A 16787-nucleotide genomic window follows, 5' to 3' on the forward strand; every position below is an offset into this window, starting at 1 on the left:
TGTCCGCGAAGATGCTGCTCCCAGCTGCGCCAGCATGGGCAGCACGCTGCGCTTTAGGACGCCGTGCGGACATTTACCTCGCTTTCGCAATTGCGAAAAAACACTGGAACTGGCGGCGTAAGGGCGATATCAAGGTCAGACTTGCGGAATAACATATCCGCCATCTATTATCCGGTTCCTCAATCAAGAAGAAGCACGCCGGGCGTTCGACGGGAAACAACATGGGCATTGAAATCAAGACGGTGGGCGTGGTTGGCGCGGGGCAGATGGGCAATGGCATCGCCCAGGTCGCTGCCGCGGCAGGATACAAGGTCCAGCTCTACGATTTGACGCCTGACCGGATTGAAGCCGCGCTGGCCACCGTCAACGGCAACCTGGCCCGCCAGATGTCGAGCGGTAAGATCACTGAGGACGAGCGGAAGGCGGCGCTCTCTCTCATTGCTGGCTCCTCTGATATCAACGATCTCGCCTCGGCCGATCTCGTCATCGAAGCGGCGACCGAGGACGAAGCGACCAAACGCAAGATCTACAATGCCGTCTGTCCGGTCATGAAACCGGAAGCGATCCTCGCCACTAACACGTCTTCACTCTCGATCACCCGTCTGGCCTCGGCAACGGACAGGCCGGAAAAGTTCATGGGCATTCACTTCATGAACCCGGTGCCGGTGATGAAGCTGGTCGAGCTCGTACGCGGCATAGCAACTGACGAGGCGACCTTCACCTCCGCCAAGCAATTCGTCGACACGCTGGACAAGACGACCACTGTTGCCGAAGACTTCCCCGCGTTCATCGTCAACCGCATTCTACTGCCCATGATCAACGAGGCGATCTACACGCTTTATGAAGGCGTCGGCAGCGTCGATGCCATCGATACGGCCATGAGGCTTGGCGCCAACCACCCGATGGGTCCGCTGCAGCTCGCCGATTTCATCGGCCTCGATACCTGCCTCTCGATCATGCAGGTGCTGCACGACGGTCTCGCCGATTCCAAATATCGCCCGTGCCCGCTGCTGGTGAAATATGTTGAAGCAGGCTGGCTCGGTCGAAAGTCCGGCCGCGGCTTCTATGACTACCGTGGTGCGACGCCCGTTCCCACCCGCTAAGCCTGATTTCGGCTTATCAGCAGGGTTTTTGCATCCGTCCAGGTTTGGCGGTTGCGATCGCACGAAAAATCATACAATTTGCGCGCCGCCAGTCTTTAATTCGGGGGGATAGCCGCATGACCAAGAGCGAAGTGTTTGGCACAGGCGCCAACGGCGAAGCTGTGACGCGGATCTTCCTCAAGGGCGGCGGTCTCACCGCGAACGTGCTGACATGGGGCTCGATCATCCAGGATCTCAGGCTCGAAGGCCATGCCGCGCCGCTGGTGCTCGGCTTCGACAATATGGCCGACTATCTCACGCATTCGCCGTTCTTCGGCGCCTCGCCCGGGCGCAATGCCAACCGCATTGCCAAGGGCCGCATCACCATCGATGGCCGTCAGTATCAGATCGAACAGAACGAGCAGGGCATTACCCATCTCCATGGCGGCAAGGACGGCATTGCCAGCCAGAACTGGGACATCATCGAACTGGCCGACGACAAGGTCGTTCTGCGCATTGTCGATCGCGACGGCCGCGCCGGCTATCCGGGAAATTGCACAATCACAGCGACCTATCAACTCAAGCCAGAGGGCGTACTCTCCGTCATCTACGAGAGCACAACCGACCAACCCACGATCGCCAATGTCTGCCAGCACAGCTATTTCTCGCTGAAGGACGGGCATGACACATCGGACCATATGCTGATGATCGCCGCCGATGCCTATCTGCCGACCAATGCGGAGCAGATCCCGGAAGGCGGACCGAAAGACATCAGCGGCACGCCCTTCGATTTTCGCGCAATGAAGCCGATGGTGCAGACGGCAAGTGGCGAGCGGGTGCTCTACGACCACAATTTCTGCCTCTCGCCCGAGCGGACGGAGAAGCGCCTCGTCGCCCATGCGACGAGCCCGGCTTCCGGCGTGCATCTGCGCGTGCTGACCACCGAGCCGGGGGTGCAATTCTACGCCGCCTTCAAGATGAATGTGCCGGTTCCCGGCCTCGATGGGCTCAGCTATCCCGCCTTCTCCGGCTTCTGCCTGGAAACGCAGATCTGGCCGGATGCAATCAACCAGGCGGGTTTCCCAAAGGCCATTCTTCGGCCTGGCGAGGTGTTGCGGCAGGAGACGGAATACGTCTTCGCCAAGAGTTGAAGGGCATCGGCGTTCCGGAGAAAGTCGTCGGGCGTTACATCGCCGGGCCTGACATGCAGAAGCGAAGCGTTATCTGGTCACCACTGGAGAACTCGAGGACGGTGGTGTTTCCGGATTTCTTGATCGCTGGGACACTGGCGAAATCCCCAATCAAATAGTCCAGGGCCTGCAAGCCACCTTTGGCGTCAATGTCGGTGATCACATCACTTCCAAAGGTCACTATCCCCTAACTGGGGGTGGGTGAAACGAGCGGCAACAATGCAAAAAGGCCTTTCGATTTCTCGAAAGGCCTTTTGAAACAGGATGGTGGGCGTGACAGGGATCGAACCTGTGACCCCTACGATGTCAACGTAGTGCTCTCCCGCTGAGCTACACGCCCATCCGATGTCGGGGCATAGACCAAAAAACCCATCGGAGGTCAATAGGGTTTTTTTGGCCGTGCGACGTTTTCTTGAAAGCTCCGAGATTGTCAGGCGGCGAGCATCTTGTTGACCTCGTCCACCAGCTCTCGGAGGTGGAACGGCTTGGACAGGACCTTGGCATCCTTCGGCGCATTCGAATCAGGATTAAGCGCCACGGCGGCGAATCCCGTGATGAACATGACCTTCAAATCAGGGTCGAGTTCGGTGGCCCGGCGCGCGAGCTCGATGCCATCCATCTCCGGCATGACGATATCGGTCAGCAGGAGCGAGAAGGGCTCTTCGCGAAGCCGGTCATAGGCGCTGGCGCCATTGTCATAGGATATGACACGATAGCCCGCCTTTTCAAGCGCCTTCACCAGGAACCGGCGCATGTCGTTGTCGTCTTCGGCGAGAAGGATCTTCTGACTCATGGGTGTCTTAAAACCTGTGTGGAACCCGACTATAGGAGGGATAGACCGAAATTACCGGGCGGGCAGTAAAAATCCGGTGAACGCGACGACATTTTAGTCGCATGCGGTCAACCGTGCGGCAATTTAGCCTCTGATAGTATGGACTTGACCAGCGGCTGCTGGCAACATGGCCAAATCAGTTAAATTGCCGCGTCGAAAGAAGGAGCCGGATGGTCTGGGATTTCAGGGAGGGGGAACTTTTCGAAATCTGGGAACCGGAGAGTCAATCTCTGCCCTTTGTTTTCAATTCTCCGCATTCCGGACGGATCTATCCTCGTACATTCACCGATCGATCCAAGCTCGACCAGACCGCCATCCGCCGCTCCGAAGATCACTTCGTCGAGGAGCTCTTCTTCTCCTGTGTCAGCTTTGGCGCGCCGATGCTCTCGGCCAATTTTCCCCGCGCCTATGTCGATGTGAACCGCGAGCCCTATGAGCTCGATCCGACCATGTTCGACGGGCGGCTGCCGCCCTATGCCAATACGGCCTCGGTGCGCGTGGCGGGCGGTCTCGGCACCGTGCCGCGTATCGTCGGCGAGAACATGGATATCTATCGCTGCAAGCTCGGTGTCGAAGAGGCGATGCAGCGCATCGAGGTTATCTATAAGCCGTATCACGCGGCGCTGAGACGGCTGATCGCCCGGACCCATGCGCGCTTCGGACGCGCGGTGCTGATCGATTGCCATTCCATGCCAGGCAATATCCGGATTTCCGGTAGCGGCGTTCGCCCCGACTTTATCATCGGCGACCGCTATGGCACCTCGGCCTCGTCGGAACTGTCGCGGCTGGCGCTGAAGTTGCTCGAAGAGCAGGGCTTTGTCGCAGTACGGAACAAGCCCTATGCGGGCGGCTTCATCACCGAGCATTACGGCCGGCCGGCGCGTGGGCTGCATGCCTTGCAGATCGAGGTCAACAGAAGCCTCTATATCGATGAAACCTCGCTCAGGAAGAAGGCCGATTTCGACAAGGTCGTGCTCTCCATCAGAAGCTTCATCCAGAGCTTTTCCAATGAGGTCTGCAAGGGCGGCGGTGACGTTTCCCTCGCCGCTGAATAACGCCAATATTTCTTCCGGAAAAACGAACGCAACAAACGGTTCGTCAAAAAAGAACCGCGCTCAAAAGCGCGGTCAAGTCTAGGGAGGAAACACCCAAGGAGGGCATTTACAGCCGGTAAGGACTGTAAGAAAAAGACTACTGCTGCACTGCGAAAAAGTCAACGCAACTGATGAAAAAAATGACAGAAGCTTAACTTGCAGAAATTTTCATCATTTGCCTGACGCAGTGCTTGATTTTTCTTCAAATGACCGCTCTTGAGATGCCAATCAATCTGTTTTCGAGGCCCCGCCATGCTTCCGGACCGCGCTTTCTTCGATCGACTCGCCGATGCCGCCAAGGCCGAGACTCTGCCGCGATTCCGCTCGGCCCTATCCGTTACCGACAAGGGCGGGCAATTCTACGATCCCGTCACGGAGGGCGATCAGCGGGCTGAGACGGCCATCGTCACCCTGATCGAGGCGACCTTTCCGGATCATGGCATTCTCGGCGAGGAGCATGGGTCGAAGGGGCTCGACCGCGAATTCGTCTGGGTCATCGACCCGATCGACGGTACGCGGGCCTTCATTTCCGGGGTGCCGGTCTGGGGCACGCTGATCGGCCTCTACCAGAACGGCCGGGCGCGCATGGGTGTCATCGACCAGCCCTTTACCGGTGAGCGCTGGTTCGCCGACGGCGAGCGCAGCCATTATCGCGGGCCGGGTGGCGACAAGGTCCTCACGACAAGCGCTTGCGAGACCATTTCAAGCGCTATCCTCTTTACCACCTCGCCGCATCTCTTCCAAAACGAGGGTGATCGGCGCTACCGCGAGATCGAGCGCAAGGCGAAACTCTTCCGTTATGGCTGCGATTGCTATGCCTACGCACTGCTCGCGAGCGGCCATGTCGACCTCGTGGTTGAAAACTCGCTCAAGCCCTATGATGTCGGCGCGCTCATTCCCGTTATCGAGCAGGCCGGCGGTGTGATGACAACCTGGGACGGCGGGCGGCCGGAAATGGGCGGCTACATCGTCGCCGCGGCGAACGCCAAGCTCCATGCCGAGGCGCTGGAAATTCTCAATAGCTAGAGCAATTCCAGGAAAAGTGTGAAGCGGCTTTCCGTCCGGAATTGCGCCCGAGAGACAATCAGGCGCTCGTATATTGCTCGGGGTCGGCGTCCGAGCCGGGTATGAAAGCGGCAATCGCTGCCAGCGCCTGTTCGCGGAAAATGTCGCGCTCCTGCAGTACTTCGTGCTGGGCGCCGGGGATGGTCAGCAGTTTGCCGGCGCGGAATTTCCGCGACAGAGCTTCAAGTTCCGCATAGGGCACGATCTGATCATTGGCCGGGGCGATGACGAGGCACGGGACCTCGATCTTCCGGAGGTAATCCATTGTCGTTACCTCCTCGATTGCATCGATCATGGTGGCGATCCAGCGCGCGGTCGGAGGACCGATTCCGAGTTTCGGATTGGCCTGAACGATGGCCTGGTTGCGGGCGAAGCGAACCGGATCCGAGGTAAGCGGATTGCCCTCGAACGGGCGGTTGGCCAGCGTGTCGCGCGAGAACTGGATCCAGCCGAAACCGAACAGTGTCGACGCGTTGGCCAGCAGCTTCAGCAGCCAGTAGGGGATGCCGAGGCCGGTTGCGCCCACAAAGGGCGCCACCAGCGCCATGCGCTCGATGCGATTGGCCAGTCGCGGCGCGGCCTTGAGAGCGATCAGCGCGCCCATGGAATGGCCGAGGATGAAGAATGGCAGCTTGGTGTCCGGCAGGACGATCTGCTCGAGGAAGATATCGAGATCGCGCTCGAAATCGCGCATGCGGCGGGCGTGGCCGCGACGGCGACCCCGGCGGCCCTTGATGAGGCGCGGGGATCCACCCTGGCCGCGCCAGTCGAAGGTTGCGACCCACAGGCCCTGGGCGTTGAGGTCGCGTGCTGTCTCGAAATATTTCTCGATCGGCTCGTTGCGGCCCGGAAGAAGTACGATCGTGCCCCGCGGCACCTGCGATCCCGAGCGGAATACGGCATAACGCAGCCTCATGCCGTCGAAGCTCTCGAAAAAGCCGGCGAAATGATTGGGTGGTATGGGATTGCCGGGGGATTCGAAGAGTACGTCGCTCATGATGTCCGGTCGGATAAACGCTTGATGAAAGCGCTTATCCCAGTTCGCACCGGGCTTCGCAAGGTGAGGTCTGGGGAGAAAAGGAACCGGAAACCGCCATGTTGAGGGGCAATGCGATTTCCGGTCAAAAGAAGGCTGGGGCGGAAGGGACATTCGCACCAGTCTAGGGAGATTTCGCTCCCAATGGTCCGGTTTTACCAACCGCCGTCTGAATGCATGCCAAACCTATCGTTCATCTGGCGTTCAGATTCGAAAATTCGGCCGGGCGGTCTTGAAATGGATTTTGCCGAATACCAATTCATGGACACGGGGCGCCGATGATCGGGTCCTGTAAAACGGAGCGGCCGGCGCCTGAAAATCAGGGCCTGCAGCGCTTCAATTGACATCGCAAACGTTGCTCTGAAGGAGGACACTATGCGTCACTTTGATTTCTCCCCCCTCTATCGTTCGACCGTCGGTTTCGACCGTGTCTTCTCCATGCTGGACAGCCTGTCCCAGCCGGAACAGCCTACCTATCCGCCCTACAATATCGAGCGGACGGGTGAAAATGCCTATCGCATCACCATGGCGGTTGCCGGCTTCGACGAGAGCGAACTCTCGCTCGAACTCAACCAGCACCTGCTTACCGTGAAGGGCGACAAAGGCACCGAGAATGGCGAAGGCTCCGAAACCCTCTATCGCGGCATTGCCAAGCGCGCCTTCGAGCGCCGCTTCCAGCTTGCCGATCACGTCGAGGTAAGGGCTGCCCAGCTCAAGAACGGCCTGCTTCATATTGACCTCGTGCGGGACATTCCCGAGGCGATGAAGCCGCGCAAGATCGACATCCTCCCGGCCCAGAAGAACAATGAGCCGAAGTCGATCGAGGCCCAGGTCGTGACTGAAGAGACGGTCAACTAACCAAGCGGGTGAGCGCTTAGCCGCTCTCCGAAAGAGCCCTTCCGGTCCCCCTCTCCGGAAGGGCTTTTTGTTGCCTTGATGCGATCGAAGAGACTTTGGCGGCAGTTGGCCGGAACAGCATCCTATTTGGATCGTTTGCCTCATATCTACCGAAGGAGGATGACATGAATGCTCACGCCATGCCGACCAAGGACGAGATCATCGCTCTCGAGAAATCCTATTGGGATGCGATGAAGACGAAAGACGGCAACCGCACCGCACAGCTGTCGGCTAAATCCAGCCTCGTGACCGGCGCTCGCGGCGTCACCCGCATTGCGAAGGAAAAGATGGGCAAGATGACGGAGGAGGGCAATTGGACGCTCGAATCCTATGCATTTGAAGACATCGAGGTCTCGACACCATCTCCTGATGTTGCGCTGATCGCCTATACCGTCCGGCAGGACGTCACCATGGATGGCAAGTCGGACAGTCTCAAGGCCGCCGACAGTTCCGTGTGGATCCGTGGGGCGAATGGCTGGGAATGCCACGCACATAGCGAAACATTCCTGAAGCAATAAGGTTTTCCTAGAACTGGGCAACCAGCTGGTCGATATCCGTCTGCGTGGTCGCATAGCAAGCGATCAGGCGGCGGATTTTTTCGCCTTCACCGAGACCGTCGAACCCTTCCGGCGCAGGCCAATCGTGAAAAGTCGCCCCGGAGGCCCGGATCTTGGCCGCCTTCTCATCTGTCATGATGGCGAATTGCTGGTTGGTGCCCGTTTCCCAGGCGAGGCAAAGATCCTTCGACGCTCGGATCGCCGCGGCGAGCTTGTCGCCCATTTGATTGGCATGACGAGCGAGTTCCAGCCAGAGATCGCTTTCCAGCCAGCGTTCGAACTGGGCGGAGATGAAGGTCGACTTGGAGAAGAGGTGGCCAGCGCGCTTGCGGAGCACCGGCAGTGCCGCAGCGTCGTCGGGATTGAAGAAGACGATCGCCTCGGCGCACCAGCAGCCATTCTTGGTGCCGCCGAGCGAGAGGATATCGATGCCGGCCTTCCATGTCATCTCGGCCGGCGTCACGCCCAAGGCCGCGACGGCGTTTGAAAATCGTGCGCCGTCCATGTGAACCTTGAGCCCGGCGGCATGTGCGACAGCCGAGAGTTCGGCGATTTCTTCGACCGTATAGACAGTGCCAGCTTCGGTGGCCTGGGACAGCGTAAAGGCGGTCCGGTTTCCGATGCTGGCATCCGTCGATAGATAGGGGCTGATCGCAGCTTTGAGGCCGGCCGTATCCATCTTGCTTGCGCCCGCGCCGCTCGGCCGCACGGGGACCAGCTTGCCGCCATTGGTCATCATTTCTACGGCGCCGCCCTCATGGGTCACATGGGCCTTCGGATGGCAGAAGATCACGCTGGCCGGCTTGGCGACGGAGGCGAGGGAAAGTGCGTTGGCGGCCGTACCGGTGCCGACGAAGAAAACCTTCACATCGCGCTCGAAGATATCAGACAATTTGCGCTCGACCCTGCGATCGATTTCGCCCTCGCCATAGGGGACGGAATAGCCGGTTGCGGCCTTGACGAGGCTCTCGGCGATGAGGGGATGGGCGCCTGCCCAATTGTCGGACGCGAAGAACATGTGTCACTCCTCTTGATGTCGAGACTTATAGGCGAACAGATCTCTCCAAAAAAGCCGCTGAAGCCTTGATTTTCAGCCTTTTCCCCCTTCGTGTCGTAAGATCATATTTTTTGGAAAGTGGCCTTGCAGGGGACAGGTCTTTGTGTCATCAATTCTCTGCAATAGGACAGTCATGCTGTCCTATTTTGCTGCATGGATCCTGAAGGCCATAGTTGGTCTTTAAGAAGCGGTCCGGCCCTGGAAGAACTGATGGGGAAATCAGGCCAGGGCAGAAGCCGGCAGCCGCGTCAAGACCGGGTCGATCTGGCCCGGTAATTGCAGCGCGTTCAGGAAAATGCGAGAGTCGACATCGCTTGCGGCGCAAGGGTTCGAAGCCCCGCGCGCCGCGAAATAGAAAAAGCGCGGCAGGCGCGCGACAGGAGGATATGAAGATGACGGACCATACCGCATCGCATTCGTTCGACGGGTTCAAGGCTCATGAGCTGACGAGCACGACGAAGAAGGCCTCTTACAATTTCGGCCTGCCTGCCAAACAGGGCCTCTACGACCCGAGGAACGAGCACGATGCCTGCGGCGTCGGCTTCGTCTGCCATATGAAGGGCGTGAAGTCGCACCAGATCGTGCGCGACGGCCTGTTCATCCTCGAAAACCTGACGCATCGCGGTGCAGTCGGCGCCGACCCGCTGATGGGTGATGGCGCGGGTATTCTCGTGCAGATCCCGGACCAGTTCTTCCGCGAAGAGATGGCCTTGCAGGGTGTGACCCTGCCGCCCGCCGAACAATATGCCGTCGGTTACCTCTTCATGCCGCCGGATGCGGCAGTTCGTGCCCATATCCAGGGCATCATCGCCGATGTCGTTGCTGCCGAGGGGCAAGTCCTGCTCGGCTATCGCGAAGTGCCGGTCGATAACGCTTCGCTGTCGAAGGCCCCTGATATCGCGGCGACGGAGCCCTTCCATCTGCAGGTCTTCATCGGCGCCGGCGCAACCGTCAAGGACAATGCCGAGTTCGAGCGGCGGCTGTTTACGCTCCGCAAGGTGATTTCCAATCGCATCTATGGCGAGACGAAGGGCGAGGATAACGGCTTCTATATCGTGTCGCTGTCGACCACGACCGTCGTCTACAAGGGCATGTTCCTGGCCTATCAGGTCGGCGCCTACTACAAGGATCTTGCCGATCCGCGCTTCGAGTCGGCGGTGGCGCTCGTGCACCAGCGCTTTTCGACCAACACCTTTCCGAGCTGGAAGCTGTCGCATCCCTACCGCATGGTGGCGCATAACGGCGAGATCAACACGCTGCGCGGCAACGTCAACTGGATGGCGGCGCGTCAGGCGTCGGTGTCTTCGCCGCTTTATGGCGACGATATATCCAAGCTCTGGCCGATTTCCTATGAAGGTCAGTCCGATACCGCCTGTTTCGACAACGCACTCGAATTTCTCGTGCGCGGCGGCTATTCGCTTGCTCATGCGGTGATGATGCTGATCCCCGAGGCCTGGGCCGGCAACCAGCTCATGAAGCGCGAGCGCAAGGCGTTCTACGAATACCATGCCGCGCTGATGGAGCCGTGGGACGGCCCGGCCGCCGTGGCCTTCACCGACGGCCGCCAGATCGGCGCGACGCTCGACCGCAACGGCCTGCGTCCAGCCCGCTATATCGTCACGTCCGACGACCGTGTGATCCTTGCCTCCGAAGCCGGTGTGCTACCGGTGCCCGAGGAAATGATCGTCAAGAAGTGGCGGCTGCAGCCCGGCAAGATGCTGCTCATCGACATGGAGAAAGGCTGCATCGTCTCCGACAAGGAGGTCAAGGACGGCCTGGCCAAGGCGCATCCATACGAAGAGTGGCTCGACAAGAGCCAGTTGATCCTCGAAGACCTCGACCCGGTTGAGCCGCGGGCGTTGCGCCGTGACGTGTCGCTGCTCGACCGCCAGCAGGCCTTCGGCTACACGCTCGAAGACACCAAGCTCCTGATGTCGCCCATGGCGACCACCGGGCAGGAGGCCGTCGGTTCGATGGGGACCGACACGCCGATCTCGGCCATGTCGGACAAGTCGAAGCTGCTCTATACCTATTTTAAGCAGAACTTCGCCCAGGTCACCAACCCGCCGATCGACCCGATCCGCGAAGAACTGGTGATGAGCCTCGTCTCGTTCATCGGCCCGCGGCCGAATATCCTCGATCACGAGGGCGCGTCGAAGGCCAAGCGGCTGGAAGTGCGCCAGCCGATTCTGACCAATGGCGACCTCGAGAAGATCCGCTCGATCGGCCACACGGAAGACCGCTTCGACACCAAGACACTCGACTATACCTATGATGTCGAGCGCGGCGCCGAGGCGATGCCAGAGATGCTCGACCGACTCTGCGAGCGGGCGGAAGCAGCCGTACGCAGTGGTTATAACATCATTGTGCTCTCTGATCGCCAGGTCGGGCCTGACCGCGTCGCGATCCCGGCGCTGCTGGCGACGGCGGCCGTGCACAACTATCTGATCCGCAAGGGGCTCCGGACCTCCGTCGGCATCGTCGTCGAATCCGGCGAGCCGCGCGAAGTGCATCATTTCTGCTGCCTGGCGGGCTACGGCGCCGAAGCGATCAACCCCTATCTCGCCTTCGACACGCTGATCGACATGCACAAGCGTGGCGAATTCCCGAAGGAAGTGTCCGAGGATGAAGTCGTCTATCGCTATATCAAAGCGGTGGGTAAGGGCATTCTCAAGGTCATGTCCAAGATGGGCATCTCGACCTACCAGTCCTATTGCGGCGCGCAGATCTTTGACGCAGTCGGCCTGTCGACGGAATTCGTCGATAAGTTCTTCTTCGGCACGGCGACGATGATCGAAGGCGTCGGCCTCGCCGAAGTGGCGGCCGAGACTTATAGCCGCCATACGGCAGCCTTCGGTCGCGACCCGATCCTGGCAAGCACGCTCGATATCGGCGGAGAATATGCCTACCGCATGCGCGGTGAGGCGCATTCCTGGACGCCCGACGTGGTGGCCGAGCTTCAGCACGCCGTCCGCGGCAATGCCGAGGATCGCTACAAGGAATTTGCCCGGCTGGTGAACACGTCTTCTGTCCGCATGAACTCGCCGCGCGGCCTGTTCACGGTCAAGATGGCTGACGCAATCGGCCGGACTCCGATCGACATATCCGAGGTCGAATCGGCGGCCGACATCGTCAGGCGCTTCGCCACGGGCGCGATGTCTTTCGGCTCGATCAGCCGTGAGGCGCATACGACGCTTGCTATTGCCATGAACAAGATCGGTGGCAAATCCAACACGGGCGAAGGCGGCGAGGAATCCGAGCGCTACATGCCGAAGGCTGATGGCTCGATCCCGCTCGAACGCTCAGCGATCAAGCAGATTGCCTCTGGCCGCTTCGGCGTCACGACGGAATATCTCGTCAATGCTGACGTACTGCAGATCAAAGTTGCGCAAGGCGCCAAGCCTGGCGAAGGCGGCCAGTTGCCTGGCCACAAGGTGGATGCGACCATTGCCAAGACGCGGCACTCCACGCCGGGCGTCGGCCTGATCTCGCCGCCGCCGCATCACGACATCTATTCGATCGAGGATCTGGCGCAGCTGATCTTCGACCTCAAGAATGTCAACCCGACGGCCGATATCTCGGTCAAGCTCGTCTCGGAAGTCGGTGTCGGTACGGTCGCCGCCGGCGTTGCCAAAGCGCGTGCCGATCATATCACCATCTCGGGCTATGACGGTGGCACCGGCGCCTCGCCGCTGACGTCGCTCAAGCACGCCGGCAGCCCCTGGGAAATCGGCCTTGCCGAAACCCAGCAGACGCTGGTGCTGAACGGCCTGCGCAGCCGCGTGGCGCTGCAGGTCGACGGCGGTCTCAAGACCGGCCGAGACGTGATCATCGGCGCGCTGCTCGGCGCCGACGAGTTCGGCTTCTCGACGGCTCCGCTGATCGCGGCCGGCTGCATCATGATGCGCAAGTGCCATCTCAACACCTGTCCGGTGGGCGTCGCGACCCAGGACCCGGTGTTGCGCAAGCGCTTCAAGGGCCTGCCCGAGCATGTGATCAACTACTTCTTCTTCGTCGCCAACGACGTCCGCGAGATCCTCGCGGCAATGGGCTTCAAGAGCCTGAACGAGATCGTCGGGCGTTCGGAATATCTCGAGAAGAACGAGTCGATCAGCCACTGGAAGGCGCAGGGTCTCGATTTCACCCGGCTCTTCCACAAGGTCGACGCGCCTGTCGAAGCCACGCGCTGGACCGAGCGCCAGAACCATCCGATCGTTGATATCCTCGACCGCGAGCTGATCGCGAGCGCCCAGCCGGCGCTCGACACCAAGCAGCCGATGGTGATCGAGGCGACGATCAAGAATGTCGACCGTTCTGCGGGTGCCATGCTCTCGGGCGAGGTCGCCAAGCGCTATGGCCAGAAGGGCCTCAAGGACGACACGATCACCGTGCGCCTCAAGGGCACGGCCGGCCAGTCCTTTGGTGCCTTCCTGGCACGCGGCGTCACCTTCGATCTCGAAGGCGACGGCAACGACTATGTCGGCAAGGGCCTCTCGGGCGGCCGTATCATCATCCGTCCGCCGGAGAATTCAAAGATCGTCGCTGAGAACTCGATCATCGTCGGCAACACCGTGCTCTACGGTGCGACCACAGGTGAGTGCTACTTCAGGGGCGTTGCCGGCGAGCGTTTCGCCGTCCGTAACTCGGGCGCCATCGCTGTTGTGGAAGGTGTGGGCGATCACGGCTGCGAATATATGACCGGTGGCGTCGTCGTCGTCATCGGCGAGACCGGCCGCAACTTCGCGGCGGGTATGTCGGGTGGTGTCGCCTATGTTCTCGACGAGAGCGAGGACTTCGCACGCCGCTGCAACATGGCCATGGTCGAACTGCAGCCGGTGCCGGAAGAAGACGAACTGCTCGAAAAGCTGCACCATCACGGCGGCGACCTGGCCCATATGGGCATGGTCGACGTGTCAGGCGACATGACGCGGCATGACGAGGAGCGGCTCTTCCAGCTCATCTCCAACCACGCGCATTACACCGGTTCGACGCGCGCCAAGGAGATTCTCGACAACTGGACGGCGTTCCGGCCGAAATTCCGCAAAGTGATGCCGGTCGAGTATCGCCGTGCGCTCGAGGACATGGAGCGAATGAAAATACAGGAGGCGGCGGAGTAACCTCCGCCCCTTCGGGATGCCCCACCGGCATCCAGCGTATTTCCACGCGTCATCACGACGACTAGGCTTGGGGGTATCCTGATCGGAGACGATCGGGTAAATGCACAGGCTGCCGCAGCAGCCGCTTGAGGACTGAGTAGTATGGGCAAGGTAACGGGTTTTCTCGAAATCGACAGGCAGGTGGGACGCTATCAACCCGCCTCGGATCGCATTCGCCATTTCCGCGAATTCACCATTCCGATGTCGGACCCCGAGGTCGAGAAACAGGCCGCCCGCTGCATGGATTGCGGCATTCCCTTCTGCCACGGTCCGACGGGCTGCCCGGTTCATAACCAGATCCCCGATTGGAACGACCTCGTTTTCAACGGCAAGTGGGAAGAGGCGATCCGCAATCTGCATTCGACCAACAACTTCCCGGAATTCACCGGCCGCGTCTGTCCTGCTCCTTGCGAGGAGGCCTGCACGCTGAACCTCGAGGACGCGCCGGTTGCGATCAAGACGGTCGAACAAGCGATTGCCGACAAGGCCTATGAGATGGGCTTTATCGTGCCGCAGCCAGCAACGATCAAGTCGGGCAAGTCGGTTGCTGTGATCGGTTCCGGCCCGGCCGGCATGGCCGCTGCCCAGCAGCTTGCTCGCGCTGGTCATACCGTCGATCTCTACGAGCGCGAAAGCCGTCCAGGCGGCCTACTGCGCTACGGCATTCCCGATTTCAAGATGGAGAAGAACTTCATCGACCGCCGCGCCGAACAGATGCGTGGTGAAGGTGTGACCTTCCATTGCGGCGTCAATGTCGGCGTCGACGTCTCTGTCGACAAATTGCTGGCCGATTATGACGCCGTACTTTATTGCGGCGGCTCCGAGACCCCGCGTGATGCGGGCATCCCGGGCGGAGAATTCGTCGGCGTGCATGACGCCATGCCCTATCTCGTACAGCAGAACCGCCGCGTCGGCCGCGAGAATATCGACAGCGTCGGCTGGCCGTCGGCGCCGATCATGGCGGGCGGCAAGCATGTTGTGGTCGTCGGTGGTGGTGATACTGCGTCGGATTGCGTCGGTACTGCTTTCCGTCAGGGCGCGGTTCGTGTGAGCCAGCTCGACATCCGTCCGCAGCCGCCGGAGAAGGAAGACAAGCTCGCCGTCTGGCCGTTCTGGGCCACCAAGATGCGCACCTCGTCCTCGCAGGCGGAGGGCGCCGTGCGCGAATTCCAGGTCGCGACGCTGGAATTCGTTGGCGAGGACGGCATCCTGACCGGTGTAAAGTGCTGCCAGGTCGATGATCGCCGCCGCCCGGTGGAGGGCACCGAGTTCATCATCAAGGCGGATCTCGCCTTTATCGCCATCGGCTTCCGCGGCCCCTTCACCGACAGCGTGCTGAAGGATCTCGGCGACAGGCTGGCGCTCAATGTCGACAAGCGCGGGTCGACCAATGTCATCGCCAATGAAAGCGACTACAAGACCTCGGTCGACAAGTTCTGGACCGCCGGCGACGTGCGCCGCGGCCAGTCGCTGGTTGTCTGGGCGATCCGCGAGGGCCGGCAAGCCGCGCGTGCGATCGACGAGGCGCTGATGGGCGCGACGACGCTGCCGCGCTAAGCAAGACAGGGTTGGATACCGAACCCGCTGCGCTGATTGAATTCAGCCGGCGGGTTCTTCTATGGGCTTCCATTTGAAGTCATCGACGCGGCCATCCGGCGGATCGACCGTCTCGCCCTTCTCGATCAGTTTGTCGCGTGGCGAGGTGCCGTTCGTCTTCGGGATGGTTGCGGCATCGAGCAGCTCGCCACCGCCGTCGAGATCGGGATCCATCAGGCTGATCGGCGGCACGGAGACGATATCGGTGACAGTGGGGACGGCGACGGAGTCGTTGGCCGTGGCGCTCAACTGCGAAATGGCGGGCAGGCTGGTGCCGATCAGTTTTCGGATCGGCTTTTCGACATAGAAGGCGATCTTGCGCTTGCCGGCCTTGGTCAGGCTGAGACCGTCCGAGCCGCGCAGGCGAACCGGCTGGCCGTTGATATCGGAGCCTGACGCGATGAACTTGCCGTTCTCGTCGGCGAAGCCGTCCCAGATGTCGATGAATTCGCCGCCGGCAAATTCAGCCTTGGCGCGATAGTAGTTGTTGAGTGTCGCCGCGTCGGCGCTGAGCGACGGTGAGGAGAAGGCCGGCAGCCCGGTCCAGACGAAGGGAATCTTGTTCTGGCGCGCAACGGCTAGAACGGCGTCGACCCGCTTCTCGTATTCAACCTTCCACGGATCTGTCTGGAATTTCTCGCGTTTGCCGTTCACTACCATCTGCTGACGATCGTTGGCGCCAAGCATGATCACGACCATCGCGGGCTTGACCTCACCAATATAGGTCGTGAGGGTCTGAGGCCAGTTGAGGTGGTCGTCGCGGACCAGACCGGACGAGCCGTCGGTCTTCTTCTCGATGATGATTCCGGGATCGGAGGCGAAGGCGACGATCAGGCCGTCAGCCAGTGCCGAGGCCATGAAGTCGCCGACGACGAGCACCTTCTTGGCATCCGGCTGCTTTGCCACTTCGACTTCAGCGCCGGTAATCGCAGGATCCGACACGGATGTCGGCTTCTTCCGGCGCGGTCGTTTCACACGGGTGACAGATGTCTTGCTCTTGGTGACCCGCTTCTTCCGCCCGCCGAAGATCATGTCGATGATCGAGCGGCGCTCACGCACTTCCTGGGCCTGCGCCACGCCCTGGTAGTTGAGGGCGGGATCGGTGATGAGGAAGGCGAGGGCCAGCACCGGCAGGATCAAAATCCTGAGGACAATAGCTCGGTTGGTTCGCCGTGGCAGAGGGGTCATCTTCGTTCACCGGCTGCAAATCAAAAGGGCCGGACAT

The 16787-nt window shown here is 60.5% G+C and carries 13 protein-coding genes and 1 tRNA gene; 8 read left to right on the top strand and 6 right to left on the bottom strand.

Annotated elements, in window-relative coordinates; translation table 11 throughout:
• Positions 1 to 182: 182 nt before the first annotated feature.
• Positions 183 to 1103: a 3-hydroxybutyryl-CoA dehydrogenase gene (locus AC2YI2_RS14340; RefSeq protein ID WP_487387254.1), complete on the top strand. Its 921-nt coding sequence runs from the start codon at positions 183 to 185 to the stop codon at positions 1101 to 1103.
• Between the two features lie 116 nt (positions 1104 to 1219).
• The gene (locus tag AC2YI2_RS14345; RefSeq protein WP_487387149.1) at positions 1220 to 2233 is read left to right on the top strand and encodes an aldose epimerase family protein; all 1014 of its coding nucleotides are present in this window, start codon (positions 1220 to 1222) and stop codon (positions 2231 to 2233) included.
• A gap of 34 nt (positions 2234 to 2267) precedes the next feature.
• Here AC2YI2_RS14345 and AC2YI2_RS14350 read toward each other — a convergent pair whose 3' ends face one another.
• From AC2YI2_RS14350 to cpdR1, 3 genes are all read right to left on the bottom strand, one after another.
• On the bottom strand, positions 2268 to 2435 hold the full coding sequence (locus tag AC2YI2_RS14350; RefSeq protein WP_487387150.1) for a hypothetical protein: 168 nt from the start codon (positions 2433 to 2435) through the stop codon (positions 2268 to 2270).
• A gap of 102 nt (positions 2436 to 2537) precedes the next feature.
• Positions 2538 to 2612, bottom strand: a tRNA-Val gene (locus AC2YI2_RS14355).
• A gap of 90 nt (positions 2613 to 2702) precedes the next feature.
• Positions 2703 to 3065, bottom strand: a complete 363-nt coding sequence (gene cpdR1 / locus AC2YI2_RS14360) for a response regulator CpdR1 (RefSeq protein ID WP_449110743.1) — start codon at positions 3063 to 3065, stop codon at positions 2703 to 2705.
• Positions 3066 to 3274: 209 nt separating this feature from the next.
• Between cpdR1 and AC2YI2_RS14365 the strand changes: the two genes are divergently transcribed.
• Together AC2YI2_RS14365 and hisN are read left to right on the top strand one after the other, a co-directional pair.
• Positions 3275 to 4159 carry an N-formylglutamate amidohydrolase gene (locus AC2YI2_RS14365; protein ID WP_487387151.1) on the top strand — a complete coding sequence of 295 codons (885 nt, stop codon included), beginning with the start codon at positions 3275 to 3277 and terminating at the stop codon, positions 4157 to 4159.
• A 291-nt stretch (positions 4160 to 4450) separates the two neighbouring features.
• The gene (hisN, locus tag AC2YI2_RS14370) at positions 4451 to 5224 is read left to right on the top strand and encodes a histidinol-phosphatase (RefSeq protein WP_487387152.1); all 774 of its coding nucleotides are present in this window, start codon (positions 4451 to 4453) and stop codon (positions 5222 to 5224) included.
• A gap of 58 nt (positions 5225 to 5282) precedes the next feature.
• Here hisN and AC2YI2_RS14375 read toward each other — a convergent pair whose 3' ends face one another.
• Positions 5283 to 6260, bottom strand: coding sequence for an alpha/beta fold hydrolase (locus tag AC2YI2_RS14375; RefSeq protein ID WP_487387153.1), 978 nt, complete (start codon positions 6258 to 6260; stop codon positions 5283 to 5285).
• A 414-nt stretch (positions 6261 to 6674) separates the two neighbouring features.
• Here AC2YI2_RS14375 and AC2YI2_RS14380 point away from each other — a divergent pair, with 414 nt between their 5' ends.
• Both AC2YI2_RS14380 and AC2YI2_RS14385 read left to right on the top strand, forming a co-directional pair.
• Entirely contained in the window at positions 6675 to 7157 is a 483-nt protein-coding gene (locus AC2YI2_RS14380; RefSeq protein ID WP_487387154.1) for an Hsp20 family protein, read from the top strand.
• 164 nt (positions 7158 to 7321) lie between these two features.
• On the top strand, positions 7322 to 7714 hold the full coding sequence (locus AC2YI2_RS14385) for a nuclear transport factor 2 family protein (RefSeq protein ID WP_487387155.1): 393 nt from the start codon (positions 7322 to 7324) through the stop codon (positions 7712 to 7714).
• A gap of 7 nt (positions 7715 to 7721) precedes the next feature.
• Here the strand turns inward: AC2YI2_RS14385 and AC2YI2_RS14390 are convergent, their stop codons facing one another.
• Complete coding sequence (locus AC2YI2_RS14390) at positions 7722 to 8771, bottom strand: threonine aldolase family protein (protein WP_487387156.1); 1050 nt, start codon at positions 8769 to 8771, stop codon at positions 7722 to 7724.
• A gap of 425 nt (positions 8772 to 9196) precedes the next feature.
• On the opposite strand from AC2YI2_RS14390, the gene gltB reads away from it, so the two are divergent.
• Positions 9197 to 13927, top strand: coding sequence for a glutamate synthase large subunit (gene gltB, locus AC2YI2_RS14395; protein ID WP_487387157.1), 4731 nt, complete (start codon positions 9197 to 9199; stop codon positions 13925 to 13927).
• A 141-nt stretch (positions 13928 to 14068) separates the two neighbouring features.
• A complete protein-coding gene (locus AC2YI2_RS14400; RefSeq protein ID WP_487387158.1) occupies positions 14069 to 15523 on the top strand; it encodes a glutamate synthase subunit beta in 1455 nt (484 codons plus the stop codon).
• 42 nt (positions 15524 to 15565) lie between these two features.
• Here the strand turns inward: AC2YI2_RS14400 and AC2YI2_RS14405 are convergent, their stop codons facing one another.
• The gene (locus AC2YI2_RS14405) at positions 15566 to 16750 is read right to left on the bottom strand and encodes an SGNH/GDSL hydrolase family protein (RefSeq protein WP_487387159.1); all 1185 of its coding nucleotides are present in this window, start codon (positions 16748 to 16750) and stop codon (positions 15566 to 15568) included.
• Positions 16751 to 16787: the final 37 nt, after the last annotated feature.

The organism is Rhizobium sp. SRI_017 (assembly GCF_057586295.1).